The 25,531-nt window shown below is 36.2% G+C and carries 23 protein-coding genes; 16 read left to right on the forward strand and 7 right to left on the reverse strand.

Annotated elements, in window-relative coordinates; all coding sequences use genetic code 11:
• Window positions 1-119 precede the first annotated feature (119 nt).
• The 12 genes from NSS74_RS00140 to NSS74_RS00195 all read left to right on the forward strand — a co-directional run bounded on the left by NSS74_RS00140 (window position 120) and on the right by NSS74_RS00195 (window position 12,350).
• Window positions 120-1,565, forward strand: coding sequence for an o-succinylbenzoate--CoA ligase (locus NSS74_RS00140; RefSeq protein WP_063226033.1), 1,446 nt, complete (start codon window positions 120-122; stop codon window positions 1,563-1,565).
• A complete protein-coding gene (gene menC / locus NSS74_RS00145) occupies window positions 1,566-2,672 on the forward strand; it encodes an o-succinylbenzoate synthase (protein ID WP_016102880.1) in 1,107 nt (368 codons plus the stop codon).
• 205 nt (window positions 2,673-2,877) lie between these two features.
• Window positions 2,878-3,576 (forward strand): response regulator transcription factor, encoded by a 699-nt coding sequence (locus NSS74_RS00150; RefSeq protein WP_002015820.1) that lies wholly within the window; start codon window positions 2,878-2,880, stop codon window positions 3,574-3,576.
• A complete protein-coding gene (locus tag NSS74_RS00155) occupies window positions 3,569-4,675 on the forward strand; it encodes a sensor histidine kinase (protein ID WP_088040333.1) in 1,107 nt (368 codons plus the stop codon). The genes NSS74_RS00150 and NSS74_RS00155 overlap by 8 nt, the downstream gene beginning before the upstream one ends.
• Before the next feature lie 82 nt (window positions 4,676-4,757).
• A complete protein-coding gene (locus NSS74_RS00160; RefSeq protein ID WP_061688380.1) occupies window positions 4,758-5,618 on the forward strand; it encodes a M15 family metallopeptidase in 861 nt (286 codons plus the stop codon).
• A gap of 276 nt (window positions 5,619-5,894) precedes the next feature.
• Window positions 5,895-6,995 carry an amidohydrolase/deacetylase family metallohydrolase gene (locus tag NSS74_RS00165; RefSeq protein WP_061688379.1) on the forward strand — a complete coding sequence of 367 codons (1,101 nt, stop codon included), beginning with the start codon at window positions 5,895-5,897 and terminating at the stop codon, window positions 6,993-6,995.
• Window positions 6,973-8,076, forward strand: a complete 1,104-nt coding sequence (locus tag NSS74_RS00170; RefSeq protein ID WP_061688378.1) for a DgaE family pyridoxal phosphate-dependent ammonia lyase — start codon at window positions 6,973-6,975, stop codon at window positions 8,074-8,076. Before NSS74_RS00165 ends, NSS74_RS00170 begins: the two co-directional genes overlap by 23 nt.
• Before the next feature lies 1 nt (window position 8,077).
• Window positions 8,078-8,833 (forward strand): 2-dehydro-3-deoxy-phosphogluconate aldolase, encoded by a 756-nt coding sequence (gene dagF / locus NSS74_RS00175; protein ID WP_002191030.1) that lies wholly within the window; start codon window positions 8,078-8,080, stop codon window positions 8,831-8,833.
• Window positions 8,826-9,842, forward strand: a complete 1,017-nt coding sequence (locus tag NSS74_RS00180; protein WP_149191024.1) for a sugar kinase — start codon at window positions 8,826-8,828, stop codon at window positions 9,840-9,842. The genes dagF and NSS74_RS00180 overlap by 8 nt, the downstream gene beginning before the upstream one ends.
• Window positions 9,842-10,567: a GntR family transcriptional regulator gene (locus tag NSS74_RS00185; protein ID WP_002015828.1), complete on the forward strand. Its 726-nt coding sequence runs from the start codon at window positions 9,842-9,844 to the stop codon at window positions 10,565-10,567. The genes NSS74_RS00180 and NSS74_RS00185 overlap by 1 nt, the downstream gene beginning before the upstream one ends.
• A gap of 65 nt (window positions 10,568-10,632) precedes the next feature.
• Entirely contained in the window at window positions 10,633-11,958 is a 1,326-nt protein-coding gene (gntP, locus tag NSS74_RS00190; protein WP_002167483.1) for a gluconate permease GntP, read from the forward strand.
• A 179-nt stretch (window positions 11,959-12,137) separates the two neighbouring features.
• Window positions 12,138-12,350, forward strand: coding sequence for a YjcZ family sporulation protein (locus NSS74_RS00195; RefSeq protein ID WP_002129632.1), 213 nt, complete (start codon window positions 12,138-12,140; stop codon window positions 12,348-12,350).
• 53 nt (window positions 12,351-12,403) lie between these two features.
• Here the strand turns inward: NSS74_RS00195 and NSS74_RS00200 are convergent, their stop codons facing one another.
• From NSS74_RS00200 to NSS74_RS00225, 6 genes are all read right to left on the reverse strand, one after another.
• Entirely contained in the window at window positions 12,404-14,383 is a 1,980-nt protein-coding gene (locus NSS74_RS00200; RefSeq protein WP_002143552.1) for an FtsX-like permease family protein, read from the reverse strand.
• Window positions 14,380-15,132, reverse strand: a complete 753-nt coding sequence (locus NSS74_RS00205) for an ABC transporter ATP-binding protein (RefSeq protein ID WP_000393251.1) — start codon at window positions 15,130-15,132, stop codon at window positions 14,380-14,382. The genes NSS74_RS00200 and NSS74_RS00205 overlap by 4 nt, the downstream gene beginning before the upstream one ends.
• A 19-nt stretch (window positions 15,133-15,151) precedes the next feature.
• Window positions 15,152-17,110, reverse strand: coding sequence for an FtsX-like permease family protein (locus tag NSS74_RS00210; RefSeq protein WP_061688376.1), 1,959 nt, complete (start codon window positions 17,108-17,110; stop codon window positions 15,152-15,154).
• 85 nt (window positions 17,111-17,195) lie between these two features.
• Window positions 17,196-19,166, reverse strand: coding sequence for an FtsX-like permease family protein (locus tag NSS74_RS00215; protein WP_061688375.1), 1,971 nt, complete (start codon window positions 19,164-19,166; stop codon window positions 17,196-17,198).
• Window positions 19,167-19,260: 94 nt separating this feature from the next.
• A complete protein-coding gene (locus NSS74_RS00220) occupies window positions 19,261-20,283 on the reverse strand; it encodes a sensor histidine kinase (RefSeq protein ID WP_002015836.1) in 1,023 nt (340 codons plus the stop codon).
• A gap of 2 nt (window positions 20,284-20,285) precedes the next feature.
• On the reverse strand, window positions 20,286-20,981 hold the full coding sequence (locus NSS74_RS00225; RefSeq protein WP_000276730.1) for a response regulator transcription factor: 696 nt from the start codon (window positions 20,979-20,981) through the stop codon (window positions 20,286-20,288).
• 208 nt (window positions 20,982-21,189) lie between these two features.
• Here NSS74_RS00225 and NSS74_RS00230 point away from each other — a divergent pair, with 208 nt between their 5' ends.
• The 4 genes from NSS74_RS00230 (at window position 21,190) to NSS74_RS00245 (ending at window position 24,544) form a co-directional block, all read left to right on the forward strand.
• Window positions 21,190-21,462, forward strand: a complete 273-nt coding sequence (locus NSS74_RS00230) for an autorepressor SdpR family transcription factor (RefSeq protein WP_002089211.1) — start codon at window positions 21,190-21,192, stop codon at window positions 21,460-21,462.
• A complete protein-coding gene (locus NSS74_RS00235; protein WP_061688374.1) occupies window positions 21,459-22,094 on the forward strand; it encodes an SdpI family protein in 636 nt (211 codons plus the stop codon). Before NSS74_RS00230 ends, NSS74_RS00235 begins: the two co-directional genes overlap by 4 nt.
• A gap of 169 nt (window positions 22,095-22,263) precedes the next feature.
• Window positions 22,264-22,980 (forward strand): ABC transporter ATP-binding protein, encoded by a 717-nt coding sequence (locus tag NSS74_RS00240; RefSeq protein ID WP_002089208.1) that lies wholly within the window; start codon window positions 22,264-22,266, stop codon window positions 22,978-22,980.
• Window positions 22,970-24,544: a permease gene (locus tag NSS74_RS00245; protein WP_340813072.1), complete on the forward strand. Its 1,575-nt coding sequence runs from the start codon at window positions 22,970-22,972 to the stop codon at window positions 24,542-24,544. Before NSS74_RS00240 ends, NSS74_RS00245 begins: the two co-directional genes overlap by 11 nt.
• 65 nt (window positions 24,545-24,609) lie before the next feature.
• Here the strand turns inward: NSS74_RS00245 and NSS74_RS00250 are convergent, their stop codons facing one another.
• Window positions 24,610-25,482: an AraC family transcriptional regulator gene (locus NSS74_RS00250; RefSeq protein ID WP_002143541.1), complete on the reverse strand. Its 873-nt coding sequence runs from the start codon at window positions 25,480-25,482 to the stop codon at window positions 24,610-24,612.
• Window positions 25,483-25,531 lie beyond the last annotated feature (49 nt).

The raw sequence follows: 25,531 nt of genomic DNA on the forward strand, positions 1-25,531 counted from the left end.
AAAGCGGAAGCAGCTCGCACACAATGTGAGACGCAACCAAAAGATCACACCGGAAACAAAACAACTAAGAGACTTGATGTCATATCAGGTCTCTTTCTTTCATGAAAGGAGAATGAGTGATGGAGACGATGCCGAATTGGTTAATGCAACGTGCATTTTTAACACCTGATCGCACTGCAATTGAAATTGAAGAGGAGAAGGTTACTTTCGTGCAGCTGCATGAAAAAGTAGTATCTGTTTGTGAACACCTCACGCATGTAGGAGTGAAGCGGGCGCAAAAGGTGGCTGTTCTGATGAAAAATGGTATGGAGATGATTACAGTTATTCACGCCCTATCTTACATAGGTGCAGTAGCTGTGCTTTTAAATACGCGTCTTTCAAGAGAAGAGCTACTTTGGCAAATGGATGATGCGGAAGTTGTTTGTTTAGTGACGGATCAAGAGTTTGAGACGGAAAATGTTCCAGTATGTTCATTTGCTGAAGTGATGCAAGGACCGAAGGCGGAAGCATTTATACAAGAAGAATTCTCTTTAGAAGAAGCGATGACAATTATTTATACGTCAGGGACGACAGGGAAACCGAAAGGCGTTGTTTTAACGTACGGTAACCACTGGGCAAGTGCAGTCGGTTCTTCGCTTAATTTAGGGCTTCGTGATGATGATTGTTGGTTAGCTTGTATGCCAATGTTCCACGTTGGCGGGTTATCTCTTTTAATGAAAAATATTATGTACGGTATGCGCATTTTACTCGTTCCAAAATATGATGCTAATTTTATTCATAAAGCACTTCAAACGAGAGGCGTTACGATTATTTCTGTCGTTTCTAAAATGCTAACAGATTTATTAGAACGACTTGGCGAAGGTACATATCCATCTTCTTTACGATGCATGTTACTTGGGGGAGGACCAGCACCGAAGCCGTTATTAGAAACATGTGTGGAAAAAGGAATTCCTGTGTATCAAACGTACGGTATGACAGAAACATCATCGCAAATTTGTACGTTAACAGCAGATTACATGTTAACGAAAGTAGGATCAGCCGGAAAACCACTATTTCAGTGTCAGCTTCGTATTGAAAAAGACGGCGTAGTTGTGCCGCCCCGTGCTGAAGGAGAAATTGTAGTAAAAGGACCGAACGTAACAGGTGGCTACTTTAATCGTGAAGATGCGACGCATGAGGCGATCAGAAATGGATGGCTTCATACTGGTGACCTCGGTTATTTAGATGAGGAAGGATTTTTATACGTATTAGATCGACGCAGTGATTTAATTATTTCTGGCGGAGAAAATATATATCCAGCTCAAATTGAAGAAGTATTGCTCTCTCATCCGGCGGTAGCAGAAGCGGGTGTTGTCGGTATGGCTGACGAAAGTTGGGGACAAGTACCAGCTGCTTTTGTTGTAAAAAGTGGAGAGGTAACAGAAGAAGAAATTCTTCGTTTTTGCGAAGAGAAATTAGCGAAATATAAAGTGCCGAAGAAAGCATGTTTCTTAGAGGAATTACCACGAAATGCTTCGAAGAAATTGTTAAGACGAGAGTTAAGACAATTAGTGGAGGAGATGTAGGTGGAAATAAAAAAAGCGACACTTTATATAACGGAAATGCCGCTCATTATCCCGTTTGCGGCAAGTTACGGGACTTATGAAAAGCGTGAAAGTATCGTCATTGAATTAGAAGATACAGATGGATACATTGGTTTTGGTGAAGTCGTTGCATTTTCTGAACCGTGGTATACGGAAGAAACGGTGAAGACAGCGCTGCATGTACTTCAGGATTTTTTATTACCAGATTTATTGAAAGCTGAAATTTCTCATCCGAATGAAGTACCGTCTTTGTTCAAACATATAAAGAGAAACCGAATGGCAAAGGCCGGAATTGAAGGTGCTGTTTGGGATTTATATGCGAAGCGTCAAAAGCAGTCGTTAGCGATATTGCTTGGCGGAAATAGGTCTGAAATTGAAGTCGGCGTTGTGATTGGGATCAATACAATTCCCACTATGTTAAAACAAATCGAGAAGTACGCGGAAGAAGGATACGAGCGCTTTAAAGTGAAAATAAAGCCAGAACATGATTACGAATTACTGAAAGAAATTCGCAAAGAGTTTCCGAACATCCCGTTAATGGCTGATGCAAATTCAGCTTATACATTAGCGGATACGGAGAAGTTGAAACGACTAGATGAATTTAGGCTTATGATGATTGAACAACCGTTAGCGGATTACGATTTTCTGGATCATGCACAACTGCAAAAGAAAATTGAAACACCGATTTGTTTAGATGAAAGCATCCATAGTTTAGAAGACGCACGTGTTGCGATTACGCTTGGCAGTTGCCGCGTCGTTAATATTAAACCAGGGCGAGTGGGCGGATTAACAGAGTCCGTTCAAATCCATAATTATTGTATGGAGCATAACATACCAGTTTGGTGCGGTGGCATGGTAGAAATGGGGATTTCACGAGCTCAAAATGTTGCACTCGCTTCATTGCCAAACTTTACGATTCCTGGAGATATATCTGCTTCTAGTAGACATTGGGAGAGGGATATCATTTCACCAGAAGTGATGCTTGAAGGCGGAAAAGTAAGGGTACCGCAAAGTATTGAACGTGAGTATGAAGTAGATCGAGGCAGGTTGGAAGAAATAACAAAGCAGCGGATTATTTTTGAGCGATGAATGGGAGCTTTTATTAGTACTGACTACCTGCAAATAGCGGGATGATTTTGTCGTTAATTTTCGGTAAGTCGATATATTTAAAAAATCGCCGATATAATTTCATTTATCAAGGTTACTCTTACGGGTAGCCTTTTCTTAGTGTACAAATTGGATAGACTAGTTTAAAATCGAGCGTATGAAAACAGAATAAAGTAGGGGGACTAAAATGAAGCGCATTTCAATTTTAATAGCTGATGATGAAGCGGAAATTGCTGATTTAATTGAGATACATTTAGAAAAAGAGGGTTACCACGTCGTTAAAGCAGCTGATGGAGAAGAAGCCATGCATATTATTCAAACGCAGCCAATTGACTTAGTGGTTTTAGATATTATGATGCCGAAAATGGATGGATATGAAGTGACGAGGCAGATTCGCGGCAAGCACCACATGCCAATCATTTTCTTAAGTGCGAAAACATCTGATTTTGATAAAGTGACAGGTCTTGTATTAGGCGCAGATGATTATATGACGAAACCTTTTACACCGATTGAATTAGTTGCACGTGTAAATGCACAACTGCGTAGATTTCTTACGTTAAATCAGCCGAAAGTAGCGGAGAATAAATCTGCTTTAGAAATAGGCGGAGTCGCTATTGATCCTGAGCGAAGAACAGTAAATGTGTACGGAGAGCCAATTGAATTAACACCAAAAGAATTTGATATTTTATATGTATTAGCAAGTCATCCGAAGAAAGTGTACAGTGTGGAAAATATTTTTCAGCAAGTATGGGCTGAAGGGTATTACGAAAGTGGAAATACAGTTATGGTACATATCCGTACTTTGCGAAAAAAGCTTGGGGAAGATAAAAGAAAGGATAAGTTAATAAAAACAGTGTGGGGGGTAGGTTATACTTTCAATGGCTAAAACGATGAGAAGCTTTCGCTCGAAGATGATTATGCTATTTGCGTTAAGTATGATATTAGCTGGTGGCGTAACGTATTTAATTTATGAGGGGCTACGTCTCTATTATAAATTAGCAGTTCGTTATGAGGATCCTTTAGCCCAATTTCGTTCAATGGTAAGACAAATTGGGGACATTAATTTCTTTTTAATTGTATTTATTCCTCTGTCCATTATGTTTTTCTTCTTCCTTACTAGACCGTATTTAAAATATTTTGATGAGATTTCGAACGGGATTCATCATCTTGCGAACGGAGATTTTTCAAATCAAGTTCGTGTTTCATCAAATGATGAGTTTGGATATATCGCACGCGAAATTAATGTAGCGAGTGAAAAATTAAAAGAAGCGGTTGAACGAGGAGACTTTGCGGAAAGTAGTAAAGATCAGCTCATTGTCAACTTAGCTCATGATTTAAGAACGCCGCTAACATCTGTTTTAGGGTATTTAGATTTAATTCTTAAAGATGAGAATTTGACGAAGGAACAAATTAAACATTTTTCTACAATTGCTTTTACGAAATCCGAAAGGCTTGAAATCTTAATTGATGAATTATTTGAAATAACGAGAATGAATTATGGCATGTTGCAAATTGAAAAAAGATCAATTGATATAAGTGAATTACTTATACAGTTAGACGAAGAATTATATCCGTTATTAGAAAAAAAAGGTTTAGAAGCGAGATTGAATATGGATTCGCATTTACCTATTAACGGTGACGGGAAATTGTTAGCTCGAGTATTTGAAAATCTTTTAACGAATGCGATTCGCTATGGATACGATGGAAAGTTTGTTGATGTGAACGGATATATTGATCATGAAGAGGTAGTTGTACAAATTATTAATTACGGCGATAGCATTCCAGAAGAGGATTTACCATATTTATTTGATATGTTTTATACAGGTGATAAGGCGAGGTCAGAGCAACAGGGCGGAACAGGCCTTGGGCTATTTATCGCAAAAAATATTATCGAACAGCATGATGGGACAATCTCTGCTGAAAGTAACGTAATTAGAACGATATTTGAAGTGAGATTACCAAAAGAAGAGAGCAAAGCAATTTAATAAAAATTTAAACTTTACCCCACTTTTTATTTTAATAGTTTTTTCTATTCTATACGTAAGTTACGTTAAGGAGGAACTAGAAATGAAAAAGTGGGTATTTATTTCTCTTTTTATAGTATGTACAGCATGTGTAGGCTTTTATATATCACCAGTATTTCAAAAGGAGATCGATGTTAAAATTGCAGAAAAAGATTACAAAGTAAAAGCCGCGAACACTGAAAAGATAGAGGTTACAGAGGAACAAATTTATAAAGGTGATCTATTATTAGTTAATAAAGATTATCCGGTTAAAAAAGATAGTGTTAGGTCCGATATTGTCAATGTAAATCACAATAGTGAATTAGTAAGAGGCTATGTAATATTTGATAGAAATCTTCGCTTATCAGAGGGTGTTGTAAAAAAGTTTTTGAACGTTGTCGATGCAGCTGGGAAAGATGGAGTACAGCATTTCTTAATGAGTAGCGGTTACCGAGATTTTCAAGAACAAAGTAAATTATATAAAGAAATGGGATCGGATTATGCACTTCCAGCAGGATATAGTGAACATAATTTAGGGTTATCACTCGACGTTGGGTCTACTCAAAAGAAAATGGAGAAAGCTCCTGAAGGAAAATGGATTGAAGAGAACGTATGGAAGCACGGATTTGTTTTACGCTACCCGAAAAATAAAAGTGATATTACGGGCATTCAATATGAGCCGTGGCACATACGTTATGTCGGCTTACCACATAGCGCAATTATGCAAAAAAAGAAGATTACGTTAGAGGAATATTTGGACTTCTTAAAAGAGGAAAAAGAAGTTTCAACTGAGGTTGAAGGTAAGAAATATACGGTTTCTTATTATAAAGTTTCAGATCGTATGAACGTGAATGTTCCGGTGAATAAGCAGTATGAAATTTCGGGGAACAATATGGACGGGGTTATTGTGACGGTTCAGGAATAGAGAAAAAGGCTGGTCCGTTTTGGGTCAGTCTTTTGGCATATAAGAAATAGATTGCCGTTTTTTGTCGGTAAATCGATATTCCTTGTCGAATCATTGATATAATTTCCTGTACTATCAACATTTTGTGGATTGTTTTTTTATTTACTATTAAACATTATAACGTTATATTTACTTTTCTTTTTTTTCATGATACTCTAAATATGTGAAAGAGATATAAAATGAAACTTTAATGTAAGCGTATTCTTATGGCTTCTTATAGAAAAGGGTGGAAATACAATGACAGAACGATTCGTGCTACGTAATGTGAAGCGTGTGAACGGGGAAGAGATTGACATTGTAGTTGAAAATAATAAAATCGCACAGGTGACGAAAGCTGGTGCTGGCGAGGGTGAAAAGGTTCTTGATTACGCAGGTACTTACGTATCGAGTGGCTGGATTGATTTGCACGTTCATGCTTTTCCAGAGTTTGATCCGTATGGCGATGAGGTAGATGAAATTGGCGTTAAGCAAGGGGTAACGACAATTGTTGATGCGGGAAGCTGCGGAGCTGATCGTATCGCAGATTTAGTACAAAGTAGAGAACAGGCAAAAACGAATTTATTTGCCTTTTTAAATATTTCTCGCATCGGTTTGAAACGAATTGATGAATTATCCAATATGGAATGGATAGATAAAGAGAAAGTAATAGATGCAGTAGAAAAGTATAAAGATGTAATCGTTGGATTAAAAGCGAGAATGAGTAAAAGTGTCGTTTGTGATAGCGGAATTGAACCGCTGCACGTAGCGCGCTCTTTATCTCGTGAAACATCATTGCCGATTATGGTACATATCGGTTCAGCTCCTCCGCGTATTGAGGAAGTTGTACCTCTTTTAGAAAAAGATGATGTCATTACACATTACTTAAATGGGAAAGAAAATAATTTATTTGATGAAGAAGGAAAACCGATATCTGTGTTATTAGATGCAGTGAAACGCGGTGTTCATTTAGATGTTGGGCATGGTAATGCTAGTTTTTCTTTTAAAGTAGCAGAGGCAGCGAAGCGTTACGGCATTGCCCTTAATACGATTAGTACAGATATTTACCGGAAGAATCGTATACACGGTCCAGTTTACAGTATGGCTAACGTTCTTTCGAAATTCCTTTACTTAGGTTATCCGCTAGAAGAAGTAATTGATGCAGTTACGAAAAATGCGGCAGAGTGGCTGAAAAAACCAGAGCTTGGTCGTATTCAAGAAGGCGATATTGCAAACTTAACTTTATTTACGGTGAAAGATGAGCCGATTACGTTAATTGATTCAGAAGGGGATCAGCGCATTGCTGAAAGAAGAATTGATACGAAAGGGGTTGTAATCAATGGGTCATTCATTGAATGCTAAGTACGGATTAAAAAGAGTGATTAATGCGAGCGGTAGAATGAGTATTTTAGGTGTATCCGCTCCTACAGATACAGTTATGGATGCGATGAAACATGGTGGACAAAATTATGTGGAAATTGCTGATTTAGTAGATAAAGCGGGAGACCATATTGCGAGAATTCTAGATTCAGAGGCAGCAGTTGTTGTAAATTCAGCATCAAGCGGAATTGCGCTTTCTATCGCTGGTATCGTTACAGAAGGAAATCGTCGTAAGAGTGAACGACTTCATCAAGAGGTAATCCTGAAAAACGAAGTGATTATGTTAAAAGGTCATAACGTTCAATACGGTGCTCCTGTTGAAACGATGATTTATTTAGGCGGCGGTAAGCTCGTTGAAGTCGGTTACGCAAATGAAGGGAAAGCAGAGCATATTGAAGATGCGATTGGTGAAAATACAGCAGCGATTCTATATGTGAAATCCCATCATGCAGTACAAAAAAATATGATTTCTGTTGAAGAAGCATGGGAAGTTGCGCAGCGAAATAACGTACCACTTATCGTCGATGCGGCAGCTGAAGAAGATATTCAAAAGTATGTGAAGTATTCAGACCTTGCAATTTATAGCGGTTCAAAGGCAATTGAAGGACCTACTTCTGGTATTGTCGGAGGTAAACGAAAATATATTGAATGGCTAAAAGTGCAATTACATTGCATCGGAAGAAGTATGAAAGTTGGGAAAGAGACGACTTTCGGCTTACTTCAAGCGCTTGATGAGTACGGAGTGAAAGAAGATAAGAGTGAGCAAGAAAAAGAGTTGTTACAAGTACTTATGCCGCTGAAAGAGTTAAACGGTGTAAATGTAACGATCGTTCAAGATGAGGCAGGAAGAGCAATTTTTAGAGCGCGTATTCATATTAACGAGAACGAGTTAAATAAATCAGCAAAAGACGTTGTAACAGCATTACGCGAAGGGGAAATCGCAATTTATACACGTGATTACGGAGTAAGACAAGGGTTCTTTGATATTGATCCACGTCCACTTCAAGGCGATGACATACATGTGATTGAAGAAAAAATGAGAGAAATTGTAGGGGGAAACTAAGATGACAAACATTCAAAAACGTTTTTATAAAGGCCGCGTAGCATTAAATGTATTAGCGAACAATACCCGAAATGCGAAAGATATCTTTGAGGCAGCAGAAGGTTATGTAGTCGTTGGAGTGTTATCAAAAGATTATCCAACAGTAGAAGAAGCAGTAACTGCGATGAAAGCATACGGAAAAGAAATTGATGACGCTGTATCAATCGGACTTGGAGCAGGAGATAATCGCCAAGCAGCAGTTGTAGCTGAAATTGCGAAGCATTATCCTGGTAGTCATATTAACCAAGTGTTCCCTTCAGTTGGAGCGACGCGTGCAAATCTTGGCGGAAAAGATAGCTGGATTAATAGTTTAGTATCACCAACAGGAAAAGTAGGGTACGTAAATATTTCTACTGGTCCAATTAGTGCAGCTGGAGAAGAAAAAGCAATCGTTCCAATTAAAACAGCAATCGCACTTGTACGTGATATGGGTGGGAATTCATTGAAATACTTCCCAATGAAAGGCTTAGCTCATGAAGAAGAATATCGCGCTGTTGCGAAAGCATGTGCGGAAGAAGGATTTGCATTAGAGCCAACGGGCGGAATTGATAAAGAAAACTTTGAAACAATTGTACGTATTGCATTAGAAGCAAACGTAGAGCAAGTTATCCCGCACGTGTACTCTTCTATTATTGATAAAGAAACTGGCAATACGAAAACAGAAGATGTTCGTGAGTTACTAGCGGTCGTGAAGAAGTTAGTTGATCAATATGCGTAAGAAAATTGCAGCATTCGGTGAAGTAATGATGCGCCTGCAAGTGCCAGGATATGAATTGCTATCGCAAGCAAACACATTAAATTACTCATTTTCAGGTACAGGTGTGAACGTTGCAGCAGCACTTTCTCATCTAGGGCATGAAGGTTTTCTTATTTCAACTTTACCGGAAAACTCTGTTGGGGATGCTGCGGTATCACATATTCAAAAGTTAGGCATTCAAGCACCGTTTGTTTCAAGAGGCGGTAAATATGTTGGTATGTACTTTTTAGAAAATGGATTTGGAGCACGCGCAAGCCGCGTTACATATTCGAACCGATTAGAAAGTAGTTTCAATACGGCATGTGAAGAGATGTACCAATTTGAAGAAATCGCAAAAGAAATTGATATCGTTCATTTTTGCGGGATTACCCTTGCGATGAATGATACTGTGCGCCATCATATGAAATCTTTGGCGAAGGCAGTTAAAGAAAATGGAGGCACTGTCGTTTTCGATTGCAACTATCGTCCATCGCTTTGGGGAGAAGATGGGTATAAACAGGCGAAACCTCATTATGAAGAAATGCTAGGCCTTGCCGATATTGTAATGATGAATGAAAAAGATGCGATGTTTGTTCTCGGAATGAAAACGGAAGAGACGAAGCGAGAAGCACAGCTTGTTGATCTTATTCCAAAAGTCGCTGAAATATATAATATCGCTACAATTGCTGGGACACATCGTTCTATTAATAGCGATAATACACACTCACTTCGCGGATTCATATGTAAAGATGGGACGTTCACTTTTGCCAAAACACTTACGTTTTCTGTATATGATAGAATAGGTGCTGGAGATGCTTATACGAGCGGAATTATTCATGGCGAGATAGAAGAGTTTGCACCAGAGAAAGCTGTTTCATTTGCGTCAGCAGCTGGAATGCTTGCACATACAATCGTCGGTGATACGCCAATGTCATCAGAGAAAGATATACTTCGGGCAATGACGGCATCAGTAGGTGATGTAGAAAGGTAGTGGGTGTAACGGTGAACGTAACGAGAAAAAGAGGTCCATTATATTTACAAATTAAAAATATTATTCGTGATCGAATATTACATGGTGTTTATGCCATTCATACAAATATTCCTTCTGAACCACAATTAGAAGAAGAGTTCAAAGTGAGTAAAATTACAGTGCGAAACGCAATTAAAGAACTCGTTCAAGAAGGATATTTAGAAAAGAAAAGTGGTAAAGGAACGAAAGTCATTCGAAATACTTCTGCGACAAAGCTTTCAAAGGGAAAGAAATTTACAGAAGTGTTAGTGGAAGAAGGCTATAAAGTACAAAAGAAATTGCTAAAGGCAGAAGTGGTTCATAATGAAGAAGGAACAGTACCATTTCGTTTGTTTGGTAAAGAGAGTTTTCGTATTGAGCGCCTATATGCTTTAAATGATACTCCGTACATTCATTATACGCACTATTTCTCAGCACAAATGGCAAGTACAGACTTAGCGGACTTTGACTTACAATCGCTTTATGATCTAGTCGAGGACCGTGGTATACATTTAGAAAACTTCAGAGATGAATTCGCTGTTGGATTTGCGCCTAATTTCGTTGCAGAAGCGTTAGGAGAAAAAGAGGGAACAGCGTTATTAAAACGTATGCGCTATTCTTACGATGAAGTTGGAGAAGTAATTGAATATAGTGAAGGCTACTACAATACGGAAATGCAGCATTACGTTGTAAATTATGATGTGTAAAAAGTGAAGAGGGACCAATTCCCTCTTTTTTTGTAAAAAAATTTCATATCGAAGGGGAATGGGATATGGATATATACTTATTAATCGTCACGTTAATTGCGATCGCAATTGTTATTTTAGGGGTATCATGGTGGAAATGGCATGCGTTTATTAGTCTAACAGTTGCTAGTCTATTTTTAGCTATTATGTCTGGGTTGAACTTGACCAAAATTGTTACTGCCTATGAAACTGGTGTTGGTAGTGTACTAGGGCATTTAGTTGGTATTTTGGCTCTCGGAACAATTTTAGGGAAAATGATGTCCGATTCAGGGGCTGGCATGCAAGTAGCAGATTTCTTCATTCGATTCTTCGGGGTGAAAAAATTACCTTGGGCAATGTTATTCGCCGGATTTGTTATAGGTATTCCAGTGTTTTTTGAAGTGGGAATCGTCATTTTATTACCACTTGTTATTTCAATTCGAAAAACAACGAAACAAAATATATTGTTAATTGCGTTACCTGTTATTGCTGGATTATCGATTGTACATGGGCTAGTGCCGCCGCATCCAGGTGCGATGACAGCAATCGGTATTTATAATGCGAATTTAGGAAAGGTACTATTGTATTCATTAATTATCGCGTTACCAACAGCAATTATCGCAGGACCGGTATTTGCAAAGTGGGTACATAAGAGGGTTATACCTGAAAATGAACCGGAGCTTGTTCGAGTTACGACAGTATCAACTGATTTACCGAGTCGTAAAGTTTCATTTTTTATTATTTTACTGCCAGTAGTTTTAATGATTTTATCAGTAGTCGCACCATATATTTCATTACCGAAAAAAATAACTGAATTTTTAGTATTTGTAGGAAGTCCGGTAATCGCTTTACTTATTTCATGTTTCGCAGCGTTTTATTTGCTTGGTATAAAACAAGGAATTAATAAAAAGATGATTAAAAAATTAACAGATGAAAGTTTACTACCTGTCGGTTCCATTATTTTAATAATTGGTGCAGGCGGTGGATTTAAACAAATATTAATTGAAAGCGGCGTTGGAACAGCCATCGCTCAAATGGCAGAACATATTTCATTATCACCAATCGTCTTAGCGTTCATGGTAGCGGGATTAATCCGAATTGCAACAGGTTCAGCTACTGTAGCATTAACGACAGCAGCTGGAATTGTTTCACCGGTTATTCAGCACATGTCTGGTGTAAATTTAGAATTACTCGTTATTGCAACCGGTGCAGGTTCATTAATGTTTTCTCACGTAAATGATGCAGGATTCTGGCTTGTAAAAGAGTATTTAGGTTTGACAGTAAAAGAAACGTTTAAAACGTGGACGGTGCTGGAGACATTGTTATCATTTATTGCATTCGGCTTTGCGCTTTTACTTAATATGTTTGTTTAGAAGAAGGGGGTGCCTATTTAAAGGTATCCTCTTTTTGTGTTGGGGCTCTTTTCATGAAACAAGCCCGTTTTTAGGAGTGCCAAGCTTCCGATTTGCCCTGAAAACATAATATAAATGGAATCCCCTCATTTAGAGCAAGTTGAACTTGTTATGAATGATACTAAAGGAGGAATAGAGTAATGAGCGAAAAGTGTGAACACAGACATGATGATTGTAACCGCAGACATGATGATTGCGACCGTAGACGTGGCTGCGGCGGCGGTTTTGCGCTTCTAATCGTATTGTTTATTTTATTAATTATCATCGGTGCTAGCTGCTTCGGCGGAGGCGGCGGTGGTTGTGGTTACGGCGGTTATGGTGGATATGGCGGCGGCTATGGTGGATACTGCTAATTATTAAAAACTATTGGAAATAGCCTTGTGCAATATGCACAAGGCTATTTTATTCATATTTTTATATGCTGTGATAATTTATTAATGTACAGAGAGCGGATTAAGAAAAAGAAAATAATCTCGATAATCCCGAAAAAGGTGAGTACAATCAGTAACTCTTTTAGTAACGAGAAAGAAAACATGCTTTGTAAAAACTTAACCGCAAATAACGTGTGAACACCAGCAACGATGTAAGGAACGAAAAATAAAATTCCTAATTGAATCGTTGCGGAGCGAAACATTTCTGATTCAGTTAAGCCCAGTTTTGTAATCGTAATGTACTTTTGTTTTTCATTCGTTAAGTCGTTATACATACGGAAGTATAAAACGCTAGCCGCACCGATAAAGAAGATAAAGCCAAGAAATGCCCAAATAAAGAATTGAGCAACTGCATTTTCTTTATTATGGAGTAACTCATCAGTAGCTGTATAAATATTAAAAGGGACGGGAGATGCATGCTTATCGTCTTTATGTGCCTCATAATATTTTTCGGTGTCATTACTAATACTTTTTAATATATTTTTCGTTGGAATAATTGCATTTTCCCAATTATCCACGAAGTAGTTATAAACTGTAATGGTTTCAATATGAGGAATCATAGTATCGATTGCATAATCTTGCATAATAACTAAATTTGCTAATGCAAATGGTGGCGCTATTCCTTTGTTAATAAATCCCTTTATATAAAACTCCTTTTTATTGGATTCAAGCGTAATTGTATTTTGTTTTACAAATGGATTTGATACAAGGTTTAATAGCTCTGGTGAATAGCCAGAAATAATGTAAACTTCTTTTGAATCAAGGGTGATTGTAGGTCTCTTTAACTGCTTAGCAATTTCGTTATAATCACTCATTTTCATAATTGCAATCTCTTCTTTTGAAGCATTATCTTTTAAAAGCGTAAATTTATATTTTTTATATTGAAAATGAGCATTGGAAAGTTCGGATTCAATAGTATTAACGTGCTTTCGTTCAAGGGAATGATCCCCTTCTAATTTGTATGTGAAGGGAATAGGATATCGCTCTAGTATCGACGCTTTTGTATTATTATTCGCAGCAAATAGTCCGATAATAATCGTAAATGCAAGCGCAGATAGCATAGAAACGATAAAGAGTACATTAATATTACTACGGGTACGAGCAACTAAGTCTGAAATCCATAACATGTTTATTTGTTTCAAATAAAACTTTCTACGCTTCTTTAAAATATAGATAAAAAGAAGAAATGTTTGTGAAAAGAAAAAATATGTTCCGACTACTACGAGTGGCAAAATAGATAATATAATAAAGAAGACAGATCCGTTTTGCACATTTTTTTCGGTTACGTAGCCTTGTGGATAACCAGCAATATAATAACATAATCCTAAACAAGTTAAAGCAAATATCGAAATGAGTATAGACGGCCTTTTTTCGGCTGTCACTTTCTTGTTCCCTTTAATAAGATGGACTGTTTTACGAGTCCGAATAAACATAGGTGTAAATGTAGAAACGATTAAAAATAAAATGATAAACGTTACGGTTGTCACGATAATCGCTTCTGTTGGCCAATATAAATAGAGACCTTTCGCACTTGTTAATTTTGAAGTGACTAATAAGAAAAAATTAGAGAACACTAGGCCACCTTGTATACCGATAAAGATGGACAATATCCCGATTATCATGTTTTCAGTAAATAACAGTCTTTTTAATTGTTTCTGTGAGATACCGAGAATCGTGAGTATCCCGAATTGCTGCTTCCGTACATTTAAAAATGTTCCAATTGAATATAAGAGAAAGAAGAACGAGAACATAACAATCACAAGCTGTGCTGTACTAGCTAAGTTCATTAGAGGATCCCGTTCTTGAAAGCTTTGTACATTTTGTAAGCGTGGATGATACGCGTATACAGTAAATGAAAAGAAAACCATGATAGAAAAAGCACTACTTACAAAATAAGCAAAATATGCTTTAGAATTACGCGAGACATTTTTAAATGCAAATTGCCAAAACGTCATCCACGCCTTCCTCCTAATAATGCTAAAACATCTAATATTTCTTGATAAAATTTCTCGCGATATAGTCCGCGATGTAATTCATTGTAAAGCCCACCATCTTTAATGAAAATAACGCGGTTACAATAACTTGCTGCAAACGGATCGTGAGTAACCATTAAAATTGTGGCATCCTCTTCTTTATTTAATTTCGTAAATAGCTCCATTACATCAATTGCTGCTTTAGAATCTAAGTTTCCTGTCGGTTCATCCGCAAGTAGAAGTGACGGATGATGAATAACAGCGCGTGCTACCGCGGTACGCTGTGCTTGTCCTCCAGAAACTTCAAAAATACGCTTGTCCAAAATATGATCAATTCCAAGTTTCTTTGAAATGTTATCGAGTTTTTCGTCCATCTCTTTTAAAGGAACATTATCTAAAGTTAAAGGCAGTACGATATTTTCACCGATTGTTAGTGTATCTAATAGGTTAAAGTTTTGGAAAACAAACCCTAACTCTTGGCGGCGGAAAATAGCTAGTTTCTCTCTACGAAATGTGTGCGGTTTTTTTCCATTAATCACGACATCACCAGAAGTAGGGGAGTCAATTGTAGAGATAACGTTTAAAAATGTAGATTTACCGCTACCAGATGGTCCCATGATAGCAACAAATTCTCCTTTATCTACATGTAAATTTATATTTTTTAAAGCAGTATGAGGGACTTTTCCTTCATACACTTTTGAGACGTTTTTTATGTGTAATACTTCTTCCATAATAATCACCTTTCTATTTTTAAAACTTAATATGTTGTGATAATTTTTGCATATAAAAGGAACGAATTAAAAGGAAAAAGATAATTTCAACCGTTCCAAAGATTACAAGTACAACTGTAATCTCAGCGAATAATGATAGATGTAATATCTCTTGTAACATCTTTGTCGCAAACATCGTATGGATCGATGCCATAATGTAAGGAACAAAGAAAAGAATCGCAAGTTGAATTGTAGCGGATTGCTTCATTTCGACTTCTGTTAAACCGATTTTTGTAATCGTTATATACTTTTCTTGCTCATTTGTTAAATCTGTATACATACGGAAGTAAAGAACACTGCCAGCTCCGATAAAGAAAATAACACCTAGGAAAGTACCAATTAAGAAAAACGAAGCAACATTTAATTTTGTTTTGTATAGAGAATCGCTTGCTTCACTTGCATGAAACGGTGGATGTTCTGCCTGAATAGCTGCATTGTCAGTATCAATTTTTGTTATAAATGCTGAACCGATATTATGTGCCTTTTCCCAATCTGGAACTTTGAAGCTATATAGACTCATCTGTTTTGAAGCGGTTGATAAGGCTTCTACATTTTCATCAGATAATACGAGAAGTTGTGATATTAAGCTATTCGGGAAAGGGTTATAACTTTTATATTCTTTCACTTGTAGCTGTAAAGAATTTTGAGTAAGTGTCAGAGTATTTCTCTTTTCTTGATCAAAAACTGTTCCAATGAATTGATCATCTATGTCTTTAATAAGGATATAAGACTCATTATTACTTACGGTGAGCGTTTCCCAATTTAATGCTTTAGCAAGTACATTATAGTCACTTTGTTTAATGGCATAATAGAGCTGTGTGTTATCTTCTGCCGAAGACACTTCATATATATCCGTTTTAAATTTCTTATAAGCAAACTGCTCTTCGTTAAATTTTTGCTCTAACCAGTTTAAATGTTCATCAGCTAACGTATTTTCAGTATGTGATAAATAAGTAAACGGGAAAGGGTTTTGCCTTATTTCATCAAACTTTGTGAATTTCCCAAACCCATATAAGAATGTAATCATTGTAAAAGCGAGTGTCGATAACATCGTCACGATAAAGAGCATGTTAATATTTGTCCGAATCCGAGTTGCTAAATCAGAAACCCAAAGCATATTAATACGTTTCATATAAAATTTTCTTCTCGTCTTTAATATGCGAATGAGTAAGAAGCTAATTTGTGAGAAGAAAAAATATGTCCCAGCTGCAGCAAGTGATGGGATGACAAATATACAGGAGGCAGCGTACAAAAGCCCAGCGATATCTCCTAGTGACATAAAATATAGTGGGTTTGCTGCTAAAACATATCCAGATATTAAACATATCGCACCAAAGAGAGAGATGAGTACAGATGCTTTTCTTTCTTTTTGTTTTGTTCCTTCTTTTAAAAGACGTACAGCTTTTCTCGTACGGATTAGCATCGGTGTAAAAGATGATACGAGAATGAAGAGTCCAAGAAAGATAATTATAGTTAAAACGATAGCAGCTGTAGGCCACCAATATAAATATAAACCAGGCACATGCGTAATTTTGGCGGTAACTAATAAAAAGAACTGTGAAAAGACAAGGCCAAATTGAATGCCGAAAAATATGGATAGGCCACCAATTAGCATGTTTTCTAGAAATACGAGCCTCTTTAATTGCTTTGGAGATATGCCAAGTACTGTTAAAATCCCGAACTGTTTTTTTCGTACTTTTAAGAAAGTACCGATTGAATATAGTAAAAAGAAAAATGAAAAGAATACAATGACAACTTCTGAGATTGTCATTAATATGTTCAGAGCAGCATTCACGCCTGTCATATGCAATTTAGGATGAAATAAATAAACTGCAAACGAGAAGAAAATTGCAATGGAAAACGCACTACTTACAAAATAGGCGAAATAAGCTCTGGCGTTCCGCGTCACGTTTTTAAATGCAAACTGCCAAAATGTCATGCGCCTAAACCTCCTAATAGAGTTAATGTGAAAGGAGTATGAGGGGGTCCGCATACTCTTTTCATAAAGCTCACCTTTTGCTTATTTAAAACTTAATATGTTGCGATAATTTTTGCATATAAAGTGAACGAATTAATAGGAAAAAGATAATCTCAACTGTTCCAAAAATCACAAGTACAACCGTAATTTCAGCGAACAATGATAAGTTAATAATATCTTGCAACATCTTTGTCGCAAACATCGTATGAATAGAAGCCATAATGTATGGAACGAAAAATAAGATTCCAAGTTGAATGGTCGCTGAACGCTTCATTTCTGATTCTGTTAAGCCAATCTTCGTAATCGTTACATATTTTTCTTGCTCGTTTGTTAAATCTGTATACATACGGAAGTACAGTACACTACCAGCTCCAATAAAGAAAATGATCCCAAGGAATGTACCAATAAGGAAGTAGGAAGCACTTCCGGATTTGATTCTGTATAAAGAGTTACCTGATTCAAAAATACGAACGAGAGATCCTTCGTGCTTGATACTCGCGCGGTCTTTATCTGCTCGTTTTACAAACTCATCAGCAATAGCGTATGTATTCTCCCAGTTTTCTACGTTGTAATTATAGACTGTCACATGTTTAGTGTTAGTTGGTAAATTGTTAACGGCAGAATCAGATAATACTAATGTTTCATAAGCAAAAGTAGACGGGAGGGTATTATCTATTTTGATCCCTTTTATTTGTAGCTTATAATTTGTATTAGCGAGTGTAATATGTGTTCTATTGTAATTTGGATCGAATGAAGTAAATAATGGGACATATGCTGCTCCAGATAATATATATGTTTCATTCTCATTTATAAATAGTTTTTGTAATTGTAATGACGTAGCGAGTTTATTATAGTCACTTTGCTTTATGGCATATGTGTCATAATAAATTTCTGTATTATTTTTCGCTTCTACAGGCGTAGCGTATAAATCTACTTTAATTTTGTCGTAAGAGAATTGCCCATCTTCTAATTGTTTTTCTAGCCAATTTAAGTGCTGGGAAGTAAAGGGATTCTCATCAAATGAGAAATATGAAAATGCGAATGGTGAATTTCGTTCAACATCAAGCTTCATAAATTTCCCGAACCCATATAAAAATGTAATCATCGTAAAAGCAATTGTAGATAGCATTGCCACAACGAAAAGCATATTAATATTTGAGCGAATGCGGCTAGCTAAATCAGAAATCCAGAGCATATTAATACGCTTCATATAAAAATTCCGTCTCTTTTTCAACAGGTGAATGAGCAAGAAACTAATTTGCGAAAAGAAGAAATATGTTCCGATTGAAACGAGTGCCGGAATGACGAAAATACTTGAAAGCATATAAACCATTCCTATTTGTGGGCTTATTGATACGAAATATATTGGTTTGCTCGCTAAAGCGTAGCCACCTATTAAACAGATAGCGCCAAATAGAGAGATAAATATGGATGGTTTTCTTTCCTTTTGTTTCCCAGCATTAGTTTTTAAAAGGTTTACCGTCTTTTTCGTACGAATTAGCAGGGGTGTAAATGAAGATACAGCGATAAAGAGACCAAGAAACACAATCGTCGTTAAAATGAAAGCATTCGTAGGGATATATAAATATATCCCTGGTAGATGTGTAATTTTCGCTGTTACTAATAAGAAAAACTGCGAAAAGACAAGTCCAAACTGCATACCGAAAAAGATAGATAAAATACCAATTAACATATTTTCAGTGAAAACGAGACGGTGTAATTGTTTTCTTGATATTCCTAAAACGGTCAAAACGCCGAATTGTTTTTTACGTACTTTTAAAAACGATCCGATTGAATATAGTAAAAAGAAAAAAGAGAACAAGACAATGACAACTTCTGAAAAAATCATTAATCCTGAAACTTCAGAGATCATATTGGAGTTTTGTAATTTCGGATGAAATAAATAAACAGCAAACGAAAAGAACACAGCAATGGAAAAGGAACTGCTTAAAAAATAGGCAAAATAAGCTCTTGAGTTGCGCGTTACATTTTTAAATGCAAACTGCCAAAATGTCATAATATATGCCTCCCGTTAGCAGGCCGATATGTAGTCTTATTGCAAAAAATGTATGAGAGTAAATTCTCATACATTTTGCTAGCATATGTTATGGTCATGCTTCGGTCACCTTCTCTGTATTTTCTGCTTGATTATTTGCAGCGTTGTGGAAGATGATTTTAATCGTCGTTCCTTTACCAACTTCAGAGTCTAGTTTCACAGAGTGACCTAAATAATCACAAATTTTACTTACAATATAAAGCCCCATACCAGTAGATTCTCCGAATGCACGACCGTTTTTTCCAGTGTAAAAAGGTTCAAATACTCTTCGAATATCTTCTTGCGGAATACCAACGCCTTCGTCACGAACTTCCAAAATAATATCTTTACCATTGCGATAAGCTGATAAGAAAACTTTCTTTCCGCGCTCACCAGAGTAGCGAACTGCATTTGTCATTAACTGATAAATGATGAACTTTAGCCATTTCGCATCAGAAGCAACCTTTAAATCTGAATGAACTTCTAAAACGGGGAAGACTCCGTTTCGAATGAATAATTCTTTCAATCCGTTAATATTTTTTGTTACAGCATCTTTTAATGAAATCGTCTCAACATGGAAGTCCTCATGGAAGTTATTTAATCTTGCCATGTATAAAGCCATATCGAGCCCTTGATTTAATCGCTCTAGCTCTTTTTTGAATTTAGGGATTAAATGTTCATCTTCCATTTCAAGCACCATAAGCTGCATAACAGAAACAGGCGTTTTCATTTGATGCACCCAATGGTTAATAAATAATTGGTGTTCTTGCTGTTTTACTTCGAATGTTTGTAGGTCTTTTTGGAATAGACGATATTGCGTACGAACGAGCTCGTTTACACCGTGTGGCATAGGAGCAGTCGCTCTTTCAATAAACGCATCTTCCAGTTTCTCTGGTGGTTCACTTAATCTGTGATACATTCTACGGTTACGAACGTAACGATAAGCGAGGAAACAGATGAATAAGTATAAACTTAAAACGATGAAGTAAAACTTATTATTTTGAAATCCGTCTACTGCATCATAAAGAACGAAAATGATTCCGAAGTTTAATACATATAGTAGGAAAAATGCAAAATGATCACGTAAAAATAGCTTCATGCTTATTCACTCCAAGTTGCGTTAAAACGATACCCAAGTCCACGTACTGTTTCAATAGCATTTTCAATACCAAGCTCATTGAACTTTTTACGAAGACGCGTGATGTTTACGTTTAATGTATTTTCCTCAACGAAGCTTTCGTCGTCCCAAAGAGCGGCTAGTAAATCTTCACGACTCGCTGTACGCGGGAATTTAGATAATAACATTTCTGCTAAAATTGCCTCTTTCTTCGTTAAAAGAACTTGCTCAGCGCCAAAATGAATTTCGGGACGCTCAGGGAATAGTTTTAGTCCTTCAACTTCAACGATACGTTCAGAAATATTTGGTGCATAATCACCGTAAATACGGCGTAATTGACCTTTGATTTTCGCCATTACAACGTCATAGTGGAACGGCTTCGTAATATAATCGTCCGCACCGCTTTCAATCGCCATAATTTGTTCCATTTCACCAGCACGTGCCGAAATGAAAATAATTGGACAAGTAGATTCATGACGGATTTGACGGCACCAGTAGAAACCATCGAATTTTGGTAAGTTTACATCAAGTAAAACAAGATGTGGTTTCACAGCGTTAAACGATTCCATAATATCATCGAAGTTCTCCGCAACAACAGCATCATAGCCATATTTTTGAATGTGAGATTGTAGTAATGATGAAATATTTGGATCGTCTTCAACGATTAAAATTTTATACATATGTATATTCCTCCTAAAAAAACAATTGTAGCTATAGTGTATCATGTGTTTCTCGTCTTTTCATTATGTTGAAATATAAGCTAGTAAACAATATAGGTCAAAAGTGGAAAAAGTAAAAAGGGCTAGGGATACAATTGACAATTAACTGAAAATATTTTAACATTTAGATAAATATCTAAATGTCTAATTATCGAAAGGAAGAAAGACATTGAATCAAGCATTTAAAGCATTAGCAGACCCGACAAGGCGAAAAATTTTAGATTTATTAAAAGAAGGCGATTTAACAGCTGGCGAAATTGCTGAACAGTTCAATATGACAAAGCCAAGTATTTCTCATCACCTAAATGCGCTTAAAAATGCTGAACTTATCCAAGATGAAAAAAGAGGACAATTCGTTATGTACTCTTTAAACACAACTGTATTTCAAGATTTATTGACTTGGGTGTTTACGTTTACGAATAAGGGGGAAGAGGGGAAATGAAAAAACATCTTTTTGCAATTATATTAGTTCTTATAACTTGTATCGCATGGGCGTTTGCTTGGCCACATTTGCCGGATACAATCGCGACACATTGGAGTGGTGGTAAGGTAGATGGCTATTCTTCTAAACTTTACGGAATGATTTCTATGGTTGGAATTATGATTGCGTTATATGTATTTCTAAATGTGATACCAAAGATTGATCCAAGGAAAGCAAATTACGAGAAATTTTCTAAAGCTTTTATGATGATGAATAACGGGATACTATTGCTACTATTTGTAGGAAATATAGATATTATTACAAGTGGACTAGGATATAATTTATTCATTAATCGAGTTCCAGAATTATTAGTTGGTGTTTTATTTTTAGTGATGGGTAATTATTTACCGCAGTGTAAGCCTAACTTTTTCGTTGGGATGCGTAATCCTTGGACGTTAAGTAATGAAGAAGTATGGCGGAAAACACATCGATTTAGTGGAAAAGTATTTGTAGCTTTAGGACTTATTATGATTATAAGTGTTTTCGCGCCAGCTGATTGGAGATCTTATATGATGCTTGGAATTATAGTAGTTGCTGTCATCATAACGAATTTATATTCTTATGTTTTGTATAAAAAAGAAATGCAATTGTAAGCAATAAGCGATTGAACTACACTAATCAAATTATATATTTATAGTTTTTATGTGTTAACAGGTTCTAATACTCAGTGAGGATAACAAACAAAACTTGCTGAGTAAAATTAAAAGCTTGATAATCTGAATATTTTGTTTTTTATCCGAGAGATAGTTTGGGGGAAATCACATGTTAGAAATTATAAATTTTAGCAAGACATACAAAGGTGGTAAGAAAGCAGTAGATCAGTTAAATATTACTGTTCAAGCAGGAGATATCTTTGGATTTATTGGGCATAACGGTGCGGGGAAAAGTACAACAATTAAGTCGTTAGTTGGAGTTATAGATTTTGAAGAGGGTGAAATTTTTGTTGATGGATATTCAGTAAAAAAGGATCCGATTGCATGTAAGAGAGTAATGGCGTATATTCCCGATAATCCAGATTTATATGAGCAATTAACAGGAATTCAATATTTAAACTTTGTTGCGGATGTGTTTAAAGTGTCTGCAAAAGATCGGGAAAAGGAGATACAAAAGTATGGAGATGCTTTTGAGATTACACCGTACCTAGGTGATTTAATATCTTCTTATTCACATGGTATGAAACAAAAAGTGGCGATTATATCAGCGGTTTTGCATAAACCGAAATTATTAGTTTTAGATGAACCCTTCGTCGGTCTTGATCCAAAGGCTGCTGTAGTGTTGAAAGGTATTATGAAGGAGCTTTGTGAAAAGGGAAGTGCGATTTTCTTTTCTACGCATGTTTTAGATGTGGCGGAGAAGTTATGTAATAAAATAGCGATGATTAATAGAGGGAAATTAGCACTTTCAGGGGAAGTGAATTCTTTAATAAAGGAAGGATCATTGGAAGAGCTCTTTATGAAGGAGCTTGCTAATGAATATTAGTAGTCTAGGTCTTTTAAAAATCCGCTTGATAACGCAGCTTGGTTTAAATACTTTTAAATACGAAAAAGATAAAAAGAAGAAGCAGAATAAGATTTTACTGTCAGCATCTATTGCCTTAGTTGGTGTCATGTTAATGCTATATTGTGGGGCCTCGGCATATGGGTTGGTGAAGCTAGGAATAAGTGAAATTATCCCAGTTTATGCACTAGTTATCAGCAGTGTATTGACGTTGTTTTTCACTATATTTAAGGCAAATGGAGAGATTTTTGCTTTTAAGGATTACGATCTTTTAATGTCATTACCGATTCGTGTAAGTACAGTTATTACAAGTAGGTTTTTGTATTTATATTTGCTGAATACGATCTTTTCAATCATAATCATGCTACCAATGGGAGTTGTTTATGGCATACATGAGAGGCCATCAGTTTCTTTTTACTTTATGTGGTTCATCAGTATGTTTATAGCATCTTTAATTCCAACAACAATAGCAGCGATTTTTGGAGCTGCTATTACGGCAATCGCTTCTAAATTTAAAAATACGAATAAAATAACTACGACTTTAAGTTTTATAGTAATTATTACATTCGGTTTCTTTATGCTAAAAAGCGGAAATGCTCAATATAGTCTTAATGATATGAACGGAATAGGTGCAATTATTTCAGAGCAACTAACTAAAGTGTATCCATTAGCTAACATGTTTCAAAAAGCAATTGTTCATGCTGATATTGTAGCTTTCATCCTATTCGTTGGGATATCAGTTATTTGGTATTATCTTTTTGTAAAAATACTTTCGTTAAAATATAAGCAAATAAATACAGAGATTACCACTTATCATATGCTTTCAAATTATGAGATTCATGGCATGAGAAAAGAAAGTGTATTGGTCGCATTGTATAAAAAAGAGCTGAAACGTTTCTTCTCTTCTACAGTGTATGTCATAAATAGTGGAATGGGAGTCGTGATGGCTATAGCTTTCTCGCTAGCTATAGTTGTAGTAGGACCAAGTCAATTAATAGCGTACCCTGGAATTGAGACCCTGTTGCAAAAGGTTGCGCCATTTGCTATTGCAGCAGCGATTTCGATGACGTGTACAACATGTGTGTCATTGTCATTAGAAGGAAAAAATGTATGGATTATTAAGTCGTTACCTATTACGCCAAAGATGATTTATGACAGTAAAATACTTATGAATCTTTCATTAAGTATACCTGCATCACTTATCAGTTCCGTATTACTAATAATAGGGTTAAAACTAGATATTTGGAGTTCTCTTTTAATCGTAATAACACCGATAACATATTCATTCTTTTCGGCAGTATGGGGGATTTTTATTAATAATCGATTTGGTTATTATGATTGGGTATCAGAAACTCAAATAGTAAAACAAAGTGTAGGATCGTTTGTCGGTATGTTTGGTGGCTTAATTATGGCTGTTATACCTGCCTTTTTAATCGGTACTGCTACGATCTCGAACTATAGAGTATTTACTTTGGTAGTTATTATAGTGCTTGCGATTATTACTATTTTCTTGTATAAGAACGAGTCGAGAAGAAGTATAAAATAAAAAGCTGCTTTTCCTTTAAAGAGGAAGAGCAGCTTCTTTATTTTGAAAAATTTTAGACCTTTATATTACTTTTTTAAAACAGGTATCCATATCTCGCTTCTGAAATTCGGTGAGGATACGTCTTTACTTTCATTCCATAATATTTCGGGTCCTTCCGCTAGTTCATAATTCGAAGAAGGGAACCATTCGGAATAAATACGTCCCCACACATTTTGTAATGCATCAGGAAATGGACCGACAGCTTCAAATATAGCCCATGTTGAAGCTGCGACTTCAAGTTGTTTGAATTGCTTTGGACAATCTTTCGTTGTGGCTACTCCAATATAGTGATCGAGTTCGCCTTTTTCCTCCATTCTTCCTTCAGAAAAATTCGTAGAAGCACTAATAATTCCGGTAGGTTCAATATTTGAAAGGGACTTTAATGTTTCGATTGATTGGCTGTCTAAACTTTTCCACATAGAAGCAATTTCTTCGTTTACACCGTTAAAAACAATCGGTACTCGTTTTTGTATACCAATGATTTGAAATGGCCCTTTTTCTTCAATTCGATAGTTCATTTCATTTCCTCCTTGAATGGATAGTTGGAAGGTCATTGGTGAATAAGCTTTCAAAGAACGACTAGTACTTCGAGCTTCTGAAGGCGTTATTCCGTGCAAATTTTGAAATGCACGTGTAAATGAATCTGGTGAGTTGTAGCCATATTTTATAGCGACATCAATGACTTTTGCATTGCTATCTTTTAGTTCAAAGGCAGCAAGGGTAAGACGTCTACAGCGAATATATTCTGATAGTGATATGCCAGCTAGAAAAGAAAACATTCTTTTGAAATGATATTCGGAGCAGAAAGCTATTTTTGCGACTTCTTTAAAATCAATTTCGTGTGTAAGGTTGTCTTCAATATACTGCATTGCCGCATTCATATTTTTAAGTGAATCCATTATATGACCTCCTTTGTATATAGAATATCAGGAACGAAATAGCTCCATC

Origin of the sequence: Bacillus sp. FSL E2-8868, assembly GCF_038005505.1 — a bacterium.
GTDB lineage: Bacteria > Bacillota > Bacilli > Bacillales > Bacillaceae_G > Bacillus_A > Bacillus_A mycoides.